Raw genomic sequence first — 13887 nt, 5'->3', positions numbered from 1 at the left:
CGGTTAGAGCTTTGTTTGATGAGTGCGAACTCCCCAGAGATTAAAGCATGTACCAGTTAACATAACGGCAGTGGTAACGTCGCTATGGTATGAAGGGGATATGCTCATAACAGTTTTAGCTTGGAAATGATTTTTTTGAAACGCCAGGGTAGTAGTGTGTAATTAGAATACAAAAGTGAAGACAATATTATGACCAATGCAAATCGTCCAGTGCTCAATCTTGATCTTGATTTATTGAGAACGTTTGTTGCAGTCGCTGATCTCAACACCTTTGCGGCCGCTGCAGCATCAGTATGTCGAACACAGTCGGCTGTCAGCCAGCAAATGCAACGATTAGAACAGCTTGTCGGCAAAGAGTTGTTTGCCCGTCACGGTCGCAACAAGCTGTTGACCGAACACGGAATACAATTGCTGGGTTATGCCAGGAAAATTTTACTGTATAACGACGAGGCATGTACTTCCTTGATGTACAGTAATATCCAGGGGGTGCTGACCATCGGTGCTTCCGACGACACTGCCGACTCAATTTTGCCTTACTTACTCAGTCGTGTAACACGGATCTATCCAAAATTAGCGATTGACGTTAATGTCAAACGCAGCCCTTTGATGCAGGAAATGCTGACAAACGGCGAAGTGGATCTGGCTATTACAACATTGACTAATCCAAATCATCCTTACGTTACGCTGCGTTCGTCGCCGACGTTATGGTTCTGTTCGTCGGATTACCGCTTTATTCCAGGGGAAGTTATTCCGCTGGTGGTGTCCGATGAGCCCAGTCCCTTTCGCGCCATGGCCATCGAGCAACTGCAGGCCGCCGGCATCTCATGGCGCATCGCCTACACCGCTTCTACTCTGGCCGCCGTGCGCGCCGCAGTAAAAGCGGGATTGGGCATTACCGTCCGGCCGGTGGAGATGATGAGTTCCGATCTGCGGGTGCTGGGGCAAAACGAAGGATTGCCGACGCTGCCCGATACGCAGTATGTCCTGTGTAAACATCCCCAGTGCGAGAATGAACTGGCCATGGCTATCTTCAGCGCGGTACAGACCGGTAACGACTCCTATAAACCAGACGTAGCCCGCCCGGTAAAAGGGGAGGGGGAAAGCTTCACGGTCAGTGACGAATAAATAAAATCAATTGGATATTAAGCCCCTGAAAATGGGGCTTAATTTTTCGTAAAATATAATTTATGCTGTAATAATGTAGTTTTATATTCCAACAGGTCTTAAAATACAGTCTTCCCGCCTGGTATCCCCGGTCCGTCATCTCCGTCGCGCATTAGCGCGCGCACCCCAGAACTGGTTGTTTTTTATTCATGCCAACTAAATCAAAACACTGTTTCTATAATGTTTTTTGGTTAATGGCGCACAGAATGTGCATCTTTTATTCTGATTAGTTGCAAAATTGTGCCCTGGATCAAATTTTGCCCTTACCGATTGCGCGGAATAACGTGATTTTGCCTGAAAATGGTATAGTTACCTGCGGGCAATCATGGTGTCATAGAACCGCCCTATGTTATTGCTATGTTGCTGGCGCGCAACACTGACTCGATTAAGCTAAAATCGTGCGCATCAAATGTTAATTAGATATTAACTGTGTAAATTACTATGAAGTTTCTTTTGTCCAAGTTGACAAAAGGTTATGTAAAGGAGTAAAAACCCCACACAATGGCTGTGTATGCCGGTGGCAACAGCGCGGTGCGGTTTTTTCCTACTCCTTCCCATAAATCGATGTGGTGAGTCGAACTGCCGTTGACGAAGAGCAGACTGCAAAATGCCACTTTTGATGAGCAAAGAAAATGTCAATAACCACTGAAGTTACCGCCCATTACTGGGCGTTCGCCGTATTCCTCGTTGGTGCCGTCGGCCTGTGCTGCTTTATGCTGCTGGGCGGTTACTTATTAGGCGGACGCGCCCACTCCCGCTCAAAAAACGTGCCCTTCGAGTCCGGTATCGACCCGGTGGGGACGGCAAGACTGCGTCTTTCGTCTAAATTTTACCTGGTGGCCATGTTTTTCGTCATTTTTGACGTGGAAGCCCTGTATTTATACGCCTGGTCGGTATCCATCCGCGAAGTCGGCTGGGTCGGTTTCTTCGAAGCAGCCGTTTTTATTATTGTGTTGTTGGCGGGCCTGGTGTACCTGGTGCGCGTCGGCGCGCTGGACTGGACGCCCGAGCGTTCCCAGCGTCTCAAGCGCGCGGGCCCAATCGCCGAAAACCAACGTCATCAGCAGTAACAGCGAGGCATAACCATGGATTACACCCTCACCCGTGTTGAGCCGGACGGTGAGAATGGCGGTGAAAATGACCGTTATCCCCTGCAAAAACAGGATATCGTCGCCGATCCCCTGGATGGGCACGTCAACCGCAGCGTTTTTTTGGGTACCCTGGAAAACGCGTTGCATAATGCGGTGAACTGGGGCCGGGGCAACTCGTTGTGGCCGTATAACTTCGGCCTGTCCTGTTGCTACGTCGAAATGACCACGTCCTTTACCGCGGTGCACGATGTGGCGCGTTTCGGGTCGGAAGTTATTCGCGCCTCACCGCGCCAGGCGGATTTCATGGTGATCGCGGGCACGCCGTTCACCAAGATGGCCCCGGTCATCCAGCGTCTTTATGATCAAATGCTCGAGCCGAAATGGGTGATTTCCATGGGCGCATGCGCTAATTCCGGCGGTATGTACGATATTTATTCCGTCGTGCAGGGCGTGGACAAATTTTTGCCGGTCGATGTCTATATTCCCGGCTGCCCGCCACGTCCGGAAGCCTATATCCAGGCGCTGCTGCTGTTAAAGGAATCCATCGGCAAGGAACGGCGTCCGCTCTCCTGGGTGGTGGGCGATCAGGGGGTTTATCGCGCCAATATGCAGTCGGAGCGCGAGCGTAAACAGGGCGAGCGTATCGCGGTAACCAACCTGCGATCTCCCGACGAGATTTGACGCGCGCGGCGATGTGGCGGTTGTCGTCCATAATCATTTAACGCGCACAGTGGCATGACGCCGGCACAGCATTAATTTGGTGAAAATAACTATGACAGAGTTGATGACGCAACATCTCGCCCAGCCGGCCTGGCAGACCCGGGATCATCTTGACGATCCGGTAATCGGCGAATTGCGTGACCGTTTTGGCGCCGAGGCGTTTACCGTCCAGCCCACCCGTACCGGCATTCCGGTGGTATGGGTCAAACGCGAGCAGATTCTCGAGGTCTTGACGTTTTTAAAAAAACTGCCGAAGCCCTATGTAATGCTCTACGATCTGCATGGCGTGGACGAGCGCCTGCGCACCCATCGCCAGGGCCTGCCCGCCGCTGAGTTCACCGTGTTTTATCACTTGATATCCATCGACCGCAACCGGGATATCATGCTGAAGGTGGCGCTCTCGCAGAGCGATTTCCATCTGCCCACCGTGACCAAAATTTTCCCCAACGCCAACTGGTATGAGCGCGAAACCTGGGAAATGTTCGGCATGACCTTTGACGGCCATCCGCATTTGACCCGCATCATGATGCCGCAAAGCTGGCAGGGCCATCCGTTGCGTAAAGACTATCCGGCGCGCGCCACCGAATTCGATCCTTATATGCTGACCAAGCAGAAAGAGGATCTGGAAATGGAAGGGCTGACCTTCAAGCCGGAAGACTGGGGCATGAAACGCGGGCGCGAAAACGAAGATTTCATGTTTCTTAACCTGGGGCCGAACCATCCGTCGGCTCACGGGGCTTTCCGCATTATCCTGCAGCTGGACGGCGAGGAAATCGTCGATTGCGTGCCCGATATCGGGTATCACCACCGCGGCGCGGAAAAAATGGGCGAGCGCCAGTCGTGGCACAGCTATATTCCCTATACCGACCGGGTGGAATACCTCGGCGGCTGCGTCAATGAAATGCCGTATGTGCTGGCGGTGGAAAAACTCGCCGGCATCGTGGTGCCCGAACGGGTCGAGGTGATCCGGGTCATGCTCTCCGAGCTGTTCCGCATCAACAGTCATCTGCTGTATATCAGCACCTATATCCAGGACGTCGGCGGCATGACGCCGGTATTCCTGGCCTTTACCGACCGGCAGAAAATTTATGACGTGGTGGAGGCCATTACCGGCTTTCGCATGCATCCGGCCTGGTTCCGCATCGGCGGCGTGGCGCACGATCTGCCGCGCGGCTGGGACGGCCTGCTGCGCGACTTCCTGAACTGGCTGCCCAAGCGCCTGGATTCCTACGTCAAGGCGGCGCTGCGCAACAGCGTACTGCGCGGACGGGCCGAGGGCGTCGCCGCCTACGGCGCCCAGGAAGCGCTGGATTGGGGCGTGACCGGCGCCGCGCTGCGCGCAACAGGCATCTCTTTCGACGTGCGTAAATGGCGTCCGTACTCCGGCTACGACAAGTTTGATTTCGAGGTGCCGGTGGGCGACGGCGTCAGCGATTGCTACAGCCGCGTGATGCTGAAGGTGGAGGAGATGCGCCAGAGCCTGCGCATCCTTGAACAATGCCTGAACAATATGCCGGAAGGCCCGTTCAAGGCCGATCATCCGCTGACCACGCCGCCGCCGAAAGAGCGGACGTTGCAGCATATCGAGACCCTGATTACCCACTTCCTCCAGGTCTCCTGGGGACCGGTGATGCCGGCTAACGAATCGTTCCAGATGATCGAGGCCACCAAGGGGATCAACAGTTATTACCTGACCAGCGATGGCAGCACCATGAGCTACCGGACCCGTATCCGCACCCCGAGTTTCCCGCATTTGCAGCAAATTCCCTCGGTGATTCGCGGCAGCCTGGTATCGGATCTCATCGTCTATCTGGGCAGTATCGATTTTGTTATGTCAGATGTGGACCGCTAATTATGCATGAACATACAGATACGCATGGGCGCGACGCCGCCCCCGGCCGCCAGGACGACACCGCCGCCTTTGTGCTCACGGCCCAGGAGCGCGAGGCCATCGAGCATGAAAAGCACCATTATGAAGATGCCCGCGCCGCTTCCATCGAAGCGCTGAAAATCGTGCAGAAGCAGCGCGGCTGGGTGCCGGACGGCGCCATCGCGGCGATTGCCGAAGTGCTGGGCATTCCGGGCAGCGATGTGGAAGGTGTGGCCACGTTTTACAGTTCGATTTACCGCCAGCCGGTCGGGCGCCATATCATTAAATATTGCGATAGCGTGGTGTGCCATATCACCGGCTACCAGGGCATCCAGGCGGCGCTGGAGCAAGCGCTCGATATTAAGCCGGGGCAGACCACCGGGGACGGGCGCTTCACCCTGCTGCCCACCTGCTGCCTGGGCAACTGCGACAAGGGGCCGAGCATGATGATTGATGACGACACCCACGTTCATCTGACGCCGGAAGGTATCGGTCCGCTATTGGAGCAGTATCGATGATCAAACAGATTGTACGTACCGCCGAAATGCATCCGTTGACCTGGCGCCTGCGCGACGACGGCCAGACGGTATGGCTTGACGAGTATCGCGGCAAGAACGGCTATGCCGGCGCGGAAAAAGCGCTGAAAGGCATGTCCCAGGACGACATTGTCACCCTGGTCAAGGACTCCGGCCTGAAAGGGCGGGGCGGGGCGGGGTTTTCCACCGGCCTGAAATGGAGCCTGATGCCCAAGGATCCGGCCATGAACATCCGCTATCTGCTGTGCAACGCGGATGAGATGGAGCCGGGCACCTATAAAGACCGCCTGCTGATGGAGCAACTGCCCCATTTGCTGGTGGAAGGCATGCTGATCGCCGCTTTTGCCCTCAAGGCCTATCGCGGGTATATCTTCCTGCGCGGCGAATATATCGAGGCGGCGGTGAACCTCAGGCGCGCCATCGCCGAAGCCACCGAGGCCGGTTACCTGGGCAAGAATATCCTCGGCACCGGCTTTGATTTCGAGCTGATCGTCCATACCGGCGCCGGGCGTTATATCTGCGGCGAAGAGACGGCGCTGATCAATTCCCTGGAAGGCCGCCGCGCCAACCCGCGCTCCAAACCGCCGTTCCCGGCCACCGCCGGCGCCTGGGGCAAACCGACCTGCGTCAATAACGTCGAAACCCTGTGCAACGTGCCGGCCATCCTTGAGAACGGCGTGGACTGGTACAAAGGCATCACGGCGGGCAAAAGCAGTGATACCGGCACCAAGCTGATGGGGTTTTCCGGGCGGGTCAAACATCCCGGCCTGTGGGAATTGCCCTTCGGCATCACCGCGCGCGAGATCCTGGAAGATTACGCCGGGGGCATGCGCGATGGCCTGACGCTCAAGGCGTGGCAGCCGGGCGGCGCCGGCACCGACTTCCTGACCGGCGATCACCTCGACCTGCCGATGGATTTCGAGAATATCGGCAAGGCGGGCAGCCGCCTGGGCACGGCGCTGGCCATGGCGGTGGATAATGAAATCAATATGGTATCCCTGACGCGCAACCTGGAAGAGTTTTTCTCGCGCGAGTCCTGCGGCTGGTGCACACCCTGCCGCGACGGCCTGCCCTGGAGCGTGAAGCTGCTGCGCGCCATAGAAAAAGGCGAGGGGCAGCCAGGGGATATTGAAACGCTGGAACAGCTGTGCCGGTTCCTCGGCCCGGGCAAAACCTTCTGCGCCCATGCGCCTGGCGCCGTCGAGCCGCTGCAAAGCGCGATAAAATATTTCCGGGAAGAATTTGAAGCGGGAATTGCAACGCAGCATATCGGTAATACCCGCACTATTGCCGGTATCCAGCCAAACTTGCTGAAAGCGCGTTGGTAACCCTGCATCCGCGCCTTTAGGCCAAACGAGGCCGGGCGGATGTTATGCACCCGAGACGCATTTTGATTAACGCCCGCGCTATTGCGGGCCACACTTGAGCATGCTGACTATGGCTACCATTCATGTAGACGGCAAAGAATACGAGGTTAAGGGGTCGGACAACCTGTTGCAGGCATGTCTTACCCTGGGTCTCGATATTCCTTATTTTTGCTGGCACCCGGCGCTGGGCAGCGTCGGCGCTTGCCGCCAGTGCGCGGTCAAGCAATATCAAAACGCCGAGGATACGCGCGGCCGGCTGGTGATGTCGTGCATGACGCCGGCGTCGGACGGTACCTTTATCTCCATCGATGATGAAGAGGCGCAACAGTTCCGTAAAAGCGTGGTGGAGTGGCTGATGACCAACCACCCCCACGATTGCCCGGTGTGCGAGGAGGGCGGCAACTGCCATCTGCAGGACATGACGGTCATGACCGGCCAGAATTTCCGCCGTTACCGGTTTACCAAGCGCACCCACCGCAACCAGAACCTCGGCCCGTTTATCTCCCACGAGATGAACCGCTGCATCGCCTGCTACCGCTGCGTCCGCTACTATAAGGATTATGCCGACGGCACCGATCTGGGCGTCTACGGCGCCCACGATAACGTCTACTTCGGCCGTCCCGAGGACGGCACGCTGGAAAGCGAGTTCTCCGGCAACCTGGTGGAAGTGTGCCCGACCGGGGTGTTCACCGATAAAACCCATTCCGAACGCTACAACCGCAAATGGGATATGCAGTTCGCGCCCAGCATTTGCCAGCAGTGCAGCGTGGGGTGTAATACCAGCCCCGGCGAGCGTTACGGCGAGCTGCGGCGCATTGAAAACCGCTTTAACGGCAGCGTTAACCACTACTTCCTGTGCGATCGCGGCCGTTTCGGTTACGGTTACGTCAATCTCAAGGATCGTCCGCGCCATCCGCTGCAGCGCCGCGGCGACGACTGGATCGCCCTGAACGCCGAACAGGCGATGCAGGGCGCGGCCGACGCGTTGCGCCACGCCAAGAAGATGATCGGCATCGGCTCTGCGCGCGCCAGCGTGGAAAGCAATTTCGCGCTGCGTGAACTGGTGGGCGCCGCCAATTTCTATACCGGCATCTCCGGCGCCGAGCAGGCGCGGCTGGCCCTGATGCTGGACGTGCTGCGCAACGGCGGCGTGCATACCCCGTCGCTGCGCGAAATGGAAAGTTACGACGCGGTGCTGGTGCTGGGCGAGGATTTAACCCAGACCGGCGCGCGCATCGCCCTGGCGGTACGCCAGGCGGTGAAGGGCAAGACCCGTGAAATGGCCGCGGCGCAAAAAGTCGCCGACTGGCAGATTGCCGCCATCCAGACCATCGGCCAGCATGCCCGCCATCCGCTGTTTGTCACCAGCGTCGATCGCACCAAGCTTGACGATATCGCCGCCTGGACCTATTGCGCCCCGGTGGAGGATCAGGCGCGCCTGGGCTTTGCCGTCGCCCACGCGCTGGACGACAGCGCCCCGGCGGTAGCGGGTCTGGATGACGAGTTGCGCGCCAGGATCGATGTCATCGTGCAGGCCCTGGCGGGCAGCCGCAAGCCGTTGATCGTCTCCGGCAGCAACGCCGGCAGCGAGGCGGTGATTGCCGCCGCCGCCAACGTCGCCCGCGCGCTGAAAGGCCGCGGCGCCGACGTCGGCATAACCTTCGTGGCGTCAAGCGCCAACAGCATGGGACTGGCGCTGATGGGCGGCGGTACTCTGGACCAGGCGCTGGAACAGCTTGAGCAGGGCGCGGCGGACAGCGCGATCGTGCTGGAAAACGATCTGTACCGCCACGCGCCGGCCCAGCGGGTGGACGCGGCGCTGGCCAAAACCGTCAATCTTATCGTGCTCGATCATCAGCGCACCGCCATCATGGATAAGGCCAACCTGATCCTGCCGGCGGCCAGCTTTGCCGAAAGCGACGGTACGCTTATCAACCAGGAAGGCCGCGCGCAGCGCTTCTTCCAGGTATACGACCCGGCCTACTATGATGCCGAGACCATTATGCTGGAGAGCTGGCGCTGGCTGCATTCGCTGCACTCCACCTACCTGGATCGCCACGTGGACTGGACCCAGTTCGATCATATCATCAGCGCCTGCGCCGAGACGCTGCCGCAGCTGGCCGGGATCAAAGAGGCCGCGCCCGATGCCGGTTTCCGCGTCAGCGGCCAGAAGCTGGCCCGCGAGCCGCACCGCTACAGCGGACGCACCGCGATGCGCGCCAACATCGACGTGCACGAGCCGCGCCAGCCCCAGGACAAGGACACCATGTTCGCGTTCTCCATGGAAGGCAACAGCAGCCCCCAGGGCATGAGCAAGCAGGTGGCCTTCGCCTGGGCGCCGGGCTGGAACTCCCCGCAGGCCTGGAATAAATTCCAGGCGGAAGTGGGCGGACACCTGCGCCACGGCGATCCCGGCGTACGGCTGCTGGAAGCGGGCGAGGGCCGTATGGACTGGTTCACCGACGTGCCGGCGGCGTTTGTCGCCCCGGTCGACGGCCAGTGGCGCGTGGCGCCGTACTACCATCTGTTCGGCAGCGAGGAAACCTCCCAACGCGCCGCGGTGATTCAGGAGCGCATGCCGCAGCCTTACGTGGCGGTAAGCCGCCAGGACGCCGAGCGGCTGGGCGTCAACAGCGGCACGCTGCTGGAATTCACCTGCGCCGGGCAGTCGCTGCGCCTGCCGGTCAGGTTCAGCGACGCCCTGGCGGCCGGCCAGGTGGGCCTGCCGTTGGGCCTGCCCGGCATTCCGCCGGTGTGGGTAGGACAACGCGTTGAAAACCTGCGGGAGGCCGCGTTATGAGTTGGTTAACATCGGACGTGATTGACATCATTCTGACGGTACTGAAAGCGGTGGTGATCCTGCTGGTGGTGGTCACCTGCGGCGCCTACATGAGCTTTGCCGAACGCCGGCTGCTGGGCCTGTTCCAGAACCGCTACGGACCCAACCGGGTCGGCTGGGGCGGTTCGCTCCAGCTGGTGGCGGATATGCTGAAAATGTTTTTCAAGGAAGACTGGGTCCCGCCGTTTTCCGATCGCATGATCTTCACCCTGGCGCCGGTTATCGCCTTTACCGCTCTGCTGGTGTCTTTTACGGTGATCCCGGTCAGCCCGACCTGGGTGGTCTCGGATCTGAATATCGGCGTGCTGTTCTTCCTGATGATGGCGGGCCTGGCGGTGTACGCGGTGCTGTTCGCCGGCTGGTCGAGCAATAATAAATACTCGCTGCTCGGCGCCATGCGCGCCTCGGCCCAGACCCTCAGCTACGAGGTCTTCCTGGGCTTGTCCCTGATGGGCGTGGTGGCGCGCGCCGGTTCGTTCAGTCTCGGCGATATCGTCGCCTCCCAGGCCCATCTGTGGAATATCATTCCGCAGTTCTTCGGTTTCGCCACCTTTGTGCTGGCGGGCATCGCGGTCTGCCACCGGCATCCGTTCGACCAGCCGGAAGCGGAACAGGAACTGGCCGACGGCTACCATATCGAATATTCGGGCATGAAATTCGGCCTGTTTTTTGTCGGCGAATATATCGGCATCGTCACGGTGTCGGCCCTGATCGTCACGCTGTTTTTCGGCGGCTGGCAGGGGCCGTTTTTACCGCCGTTCATCTGGTTTGCCATTAAAACCGCCTTCTTCATGATGATGTTCATCCTGATCCGCGCGGCGCTGCCCCGTCCGCGCTATGACCAGGTGATGTCGTTCGGCTGGACAATCTGCCTGCCGTTAACGCTGCTGAACCTGCTGGCGACGGCGGCGGTCATTTTGTACAACGCTCAATGAGGGGTGAATAAACCATGACGTTAAAAGAATTAGTGTATGGTGCCGGCACCCAGCTACGCAGTATCTGGATGATCGGCATGCAGGCGTTCAGCAAGCGTGAAACGCTGATGTATCCCGATGTGCCGGTCAATACGGCGCCGCGTTTTCGCGGCCGCATCGTGCTGACGCGCGACCCGGACGGCGAAGAGCGCTGCGTGGCCTGTAACCTGTGCGCGGTGGCGTGCCCGGTGGCCTGCATTTCCCTGCAGAAAGCCGAGACCGCGGACGGACGCTGGTATCCGGAGTTTTTCCGCATCAACTTTTCGCGCTGCATTTTCTGCGGCCTGTGCGAAGAGGCGTGTCCGACCACGGCTATCCAACTGACCCCGGATTTTGAAATGGGTGAGTACCGGCGCCAGGATCTGGTTTATGAAAAAGAAAATCTGCTGATTTCGGGGCCGGGTAAATATCCGGAATATAATTTTTACCGCATGGCCGGTATGGCGATCGACGGGAAAGATAAGGGCGAAGCGGAAAACGAAGCCAAACCCATTGACGTCAAAGGTTTGCTGCCCTAAGGAGTTAAGCATGGAAGTCGCTTTTTATTTGTCAGGCCTGGTGGCGATACTGGCAACCCTGCGGGTTATCACCCATACCCACCCGGTGCACGCATTGCTTTACCTGATTGTCTCGCTGCTGGCTATCGCCTGCGTATTCTTTGCGCTCGGGGCCTATTTCGCCGGCGCGCTGGAAATCATCGTCTACGCCGGCGCCATCATGGTGCTGTTCGTGTTCGTGGTAATGATGCTTAATCTCGGCGCCGCCGACCAGCGGCGCGAACGCGGCTGGCTTGCCCCGTCCGCCTGGGTCGGGCCGGGCATATTGTCGTTGCTGCTGCTGGCGATCCTGATCCGGGCCATTTACGGCGTGCCCGATCACGGCATATCGGGTGAGGTGATCAGCGCCAAGGCGGTGGGCATCGCGTTGTTCGGACCTTACGTCCTGGCGGTGGAGCTGGCGTCCATGCTGCTGCTGGCCGGGCTGGTGGTGGCGTTCCATCTCGGGCGTGAAGATCGCGAGGGCGATGCGCTGCCCAAGGGACCCAAGCTGCCCGATGCCATAAAAAGAAAACCGGAGGAGCAGGCATGATCCCGTTAACGCACGGACTCATTTTGGCCGCTATTCTGTTTGTACTGGGTTTGACGGGCATGCTCATCCGCCGCAACCTGCTGTTTATGCTGCTGGGGCTGGAAATCATGATTAACGCCTCCGCCCTGGCGTTTATCGTTGCCGGCAGCTACTGGGGACAGGCCGACGGACAGGTCATGTATATCCTGGCCATTAGCCTCGGCGCCGCCGAGGCCAGCATCGGCCTGGCGCTGCTGCTGCAGCTGCATCGCCGCCGCCAATCCCTGAATATCGATAACGTCAGCGAGATGCACGGATGAACCTACTCTATTTAACTATTCTGTTTCCCCTGGTGGGGTATCTGCTGCTGGCGTTTTCACGGGGACGCTGGTCGGAAAACCTGTCGGCCCTGGTGGGCGTCGGCGCCGTCGGCCTGGCCGCGCTGACCACGGCCTGGGTAGCGGTTGATTTTCTCGGCACGCGGGAAAGCGCGGCGGCGGTATTCAACCAGCCGCTGTGGACCTGGATGACGGTGGGCAAGTTTAATATCGCCTTTACCCTGTCGCTGGACGGCCTGGCGCTGACCATGCTGTCGGTGGTGACCGGGGTCGGTTTCCTGATCCATCTGTTCGCCTCCTGGTATATGCGCGGCGAAGAGGGCTATTCGCGCTTTTTTGCCTATACCAACCTGTTTATCGCCAGCATGGTATTGCTGGTGCTGGCCGATAACCTGCTGCTGATGTATCTCGGCTGGGAAGGGGTGGGGCTGTGCAGCTACCTGCTGATTGGTTTCTATTATAAAGAATCCAAAAACGGCGCGGCGGCGATGAAAGCCTTTATCGTCACCCGCGTCGGCGACGTGCTGCTGGCGTTTGCCCTGTTTATCCTGTATTCGGAACTGGGCACGCTGAATTTCCGCGAGCTGATGGTACTGGCGCCGCAGCATCTGGCGGTGGGCTCCACGGCCATCACCTGGGCGACGCTGATGCTGCTTGGCGGCGCGGTGGGTAAATCGGCGCAGCTGCCGCTGCAAACCTGGCTGGCGGACGCCATGGCCGGCCCGACCCCGGTGTCGGCGCTGATCCACGCCGCCACCATGGTCACGGCCGGCGTATACCTGATCGCCCGTACCCACGGACTGTTCCTGATGGCGCCCGAGGTCTTGCACCTGGTGGGCATCATCGGCGCGGTTACCCTGGTGCTGGCCGGTTTCGCCGCGCTGGTCCAGACCGATATCAAGCGGGTGCTGGCCTACTCCACCATGAGCCAGATCGGCTACATGTTCCTGGCGCTGGGCGTGCAGGCCTGGGATGCGGCCATTTTCCACCTGATGACCCATGCGTTCTTCAAGGCGCTGCTGTTCCTGTCCTCCGGTTCGGTTATCCTGGCCTGCCACCACGAGCAGAATATCTTCAAGATGGGCGGGCTGCGCAAGTCCATCCCGCTGGTCTATATCTGCTTCCTGGTGGGGGGCGCGGCCCTGGCGGCGCTGCCCGTGATTACCGCCGGTTTCTACAGTAAAGACGAAATCCTGTGGGGCGCGCTGGCGAACGGCCATTTCAACCTGATGCTGGCCGGGCTGGCGGGCGCGCTGCTGACCTCCCTCTATACCTTCCGCATGATCTTCATCGTGTTCCACGGCAAGGAGCAGATCAAGGCCCATGCCGGCAAAGGCATCAGCCATCACCTGCCCCTGCTGGTGCTGCTGGTGCTGTCCACCTTTATCGGCGCGCTGATTACGCCGCCTTTGGCGGGCGTGCTGCCGGACAGCCACCTGGGTGAAGAGGGCAAGATCACCCTGGAGATTGTCTCCGGCGTGGTGGTGATCCTCGGTATTCTGCTCGCCGCCGGGCTGTATCTCGGCAAGCGCCGCTTGGTGCATGCCGTGGCCGCCAGCGCCCCGGGACGGTTCTTCACCGTCTGGTGGTTTAACGCCTGGGGCTTCGACTGGCTGTATGACAAAGTGTTTGTCAGGCCGTACCTGGGCGTTGCCCGGCTGCTGCAAAGCGATCCGCTGAACAGCCTGATGAGCGTGCCGGCGGTGCTGGCGCGCTGGGCCGGACACGGGCTGACGCTTAGCGAGAACGGCCAGTTGCGCTGGTATGCGGCATCCATGAGTCTGGGCGCCGTGATTGTGGTGGCGCTGTTGATATTCGTGTAAACGGCGGCGGCGTTAAATGACACGCGCGGGGCGGGAAGAACACCGGCATCATGTCTTCTCCCGCCAGTAGGTAAGTTTTCAGGTTTTTTTCAATTTA

12 protein-coding genes are annotated in these 13887 nt (G+C 59.2%); all 12 read left to right on the top strand.

Translation table 11 applies throughout. The features are described 5' to 3' along the window. Window positions 1–189 precede the first annotated feature (189 nt). The 12 genes from lrhA (at window position 190) to nuoL (ending at window position 13790) form a co-directional block, all read left to right on the top strand. On the top strand, window positions 190–1125 hold the full coding sequence (gene lrhA / locus ACL2XQ_RS18170) for a transcriptional regulator LrhA (RefSeq protein WP_410014205.1): 936 nt from the start codon (window positions 190–192) through the stop codon (window positions 1123–1125). A 671-nt stretch (window positions 1126–1796) separates the two neighbouring features. Beyond that, window positions 1797–2234 (top strand): NADH-quinone oxidoreductase subunit A, encoded by a 438-nt coding sequence (locus tag ACL2XQ_RS18165; RefSeq protein ID WP_413729734.1) that lies wholly within the window; start codon window positions 1797–1799, stop codon window positions 2232–2234. A 15-nt stretch (window positions 2235–2249) separates the two neighbouring features. After that, window positions 2250–2936: an NADH-quinone oxidoreductase subunit B gene (locus tag ACL2XQ_RS18160; RefSeq protein ID WP_331121041.1), complete on the top strand. Its 687-nt coding sequence runs from the start codon at window positions 2250–2252 to the stop codon at window positions 2934–2936. A gap of 91 nt (window positions 2937–3027) precedes the next feature. Continuing rightward, complete coding sequence (gene nuoC / locus ACL2XQ_RS18155) at window positions 3028–4827, top strand: NADH-quinone oxidoreductase subunit C/D (RefSeq protein ID WP_410014206.1); 1800 nt, start codon at window positions 3028–3030, stop codon at window positions 4825–4827. 2 nt (window positions 4828–4829) lie between these two features. Continuing rightward, entirely contained in the window at window positions 4830–5363 is a 534-nt protein-coding gene (gene nuoE, locus ACL2XQ_RS18150) for an NADH-quinone oxidoreductase subunit NuoE (protein WP_410014207.1), read from the top strand. Beyond that, a complete protein-coding gene (nuoF, locus tag ACL2XQ_RS18145) occupies window positions 5360–6709 on the top strand; it encodes an NADH-quinone oxidoreductase subunit NuoF (RefSeq protein ID WP_410014208.1) in 1350 nt (449 codons plus the stop codon). The genes nuoE and nuoF overlap by 4 nt, the downstream gene beginning before the upstream one ends. Before the next feature lie 109 nt (window positions 6710–6818). After that, on the top strand, window positions 6819–9548 hold the full coding sequence (gene nuoG / locus ACL2XQ_RS18140; RefSeq protein WP_410014209.1) for an NADH-quinone oxidoreductase subunit NuoG: 2730 nt from the start codon (window positions 6819–6821) through the stop codon (window positions 9546–9548). Continuing rightward, window positions 9545–10522 carry an NADH-quinone oxidoreductase subunit NuoH gene (nuoH, locus tag ACL2XQ_RS18135; protein WP_410014210.1) on the top strand — a complete coding sequence of 326 codons (978 nt, stop codon included), beginning with the start codon at window positions 9545–9547 and terminating at the stop codon, window positions 10520–10522. The genes nuoG and nuoH overlap by 4 nt, the downstream gene beginning before the upstream one ends. 14 nt (window positions 10523–10536) lie before the next feature. Next, window positions 10537–11079, top strand: a complete 543-nt coding sequence (gene nuoI, locus ACL2XQ_RS18130; protein WP_410014211.1) for an NADH-quinone oxidoreductase subunit NuoI — start codon at window positions 10537–10539, stop codon at window positions 11077–11079. A 10-nt stretch (window positions 11080–11089) separates the two neighbouring features. Further along, window positions 11090–11650, top strand: coding sequence for an NADH-quinone oxidoreductase subunit J (gene nuoJ, locus ACL2XQ_RS18125; protein ID WP_413727944.1), 561 nt, complete (start codon window positions 11090–11092; stop codon window positions 11648–11650). Next, complete coding sequence (gene nuoK / locus ACL2XQ_RS18120) at window positions 11647–11949, top strand: NADH-quinone oxidoreductase subunit NuoK (protein ID WP_162367989.1); 303 nt, start codon at window positions 11647–11649, stop codon at window positions 11947–11949. The genes nuoJ and nuoK overlap by 4 nt, the downstream gene beginning before the upstream one ends. Continuing rightward, window positions 11946–13790 carry an NADH-quinone oxidoreductase subunit L gene (gene nuoL / locus ACL2XQ_RS18115; protein ID WP_410014213.1) on the top strand — a complete coding sequence of 615 codons (1845 nt, stop codon included), beginning with the start codon at window positions 11946–11948 and terminating at the stop codon, window positions 13788–13790. Before nuoK ends, nuoL begins: the two co-directional genes overlap by 4 nt. Window positions 13791–13887: the final 97 nt, after the last annotated feature.

It is taken from the genome of Sodalis sp. RH14, assembly GCF_047324285.1.
Lineage (GTDB): Bacteria > Pseudomonadota > Gammaproteobacteria > Enterobacterales > Enterobacteriaceae > Acerihabitans.
The sequence above is the reverse complement of the archived record's forward strand: the minus strand, read 5'-3'. Positions and strand labels throughout refer to the sequence as shown.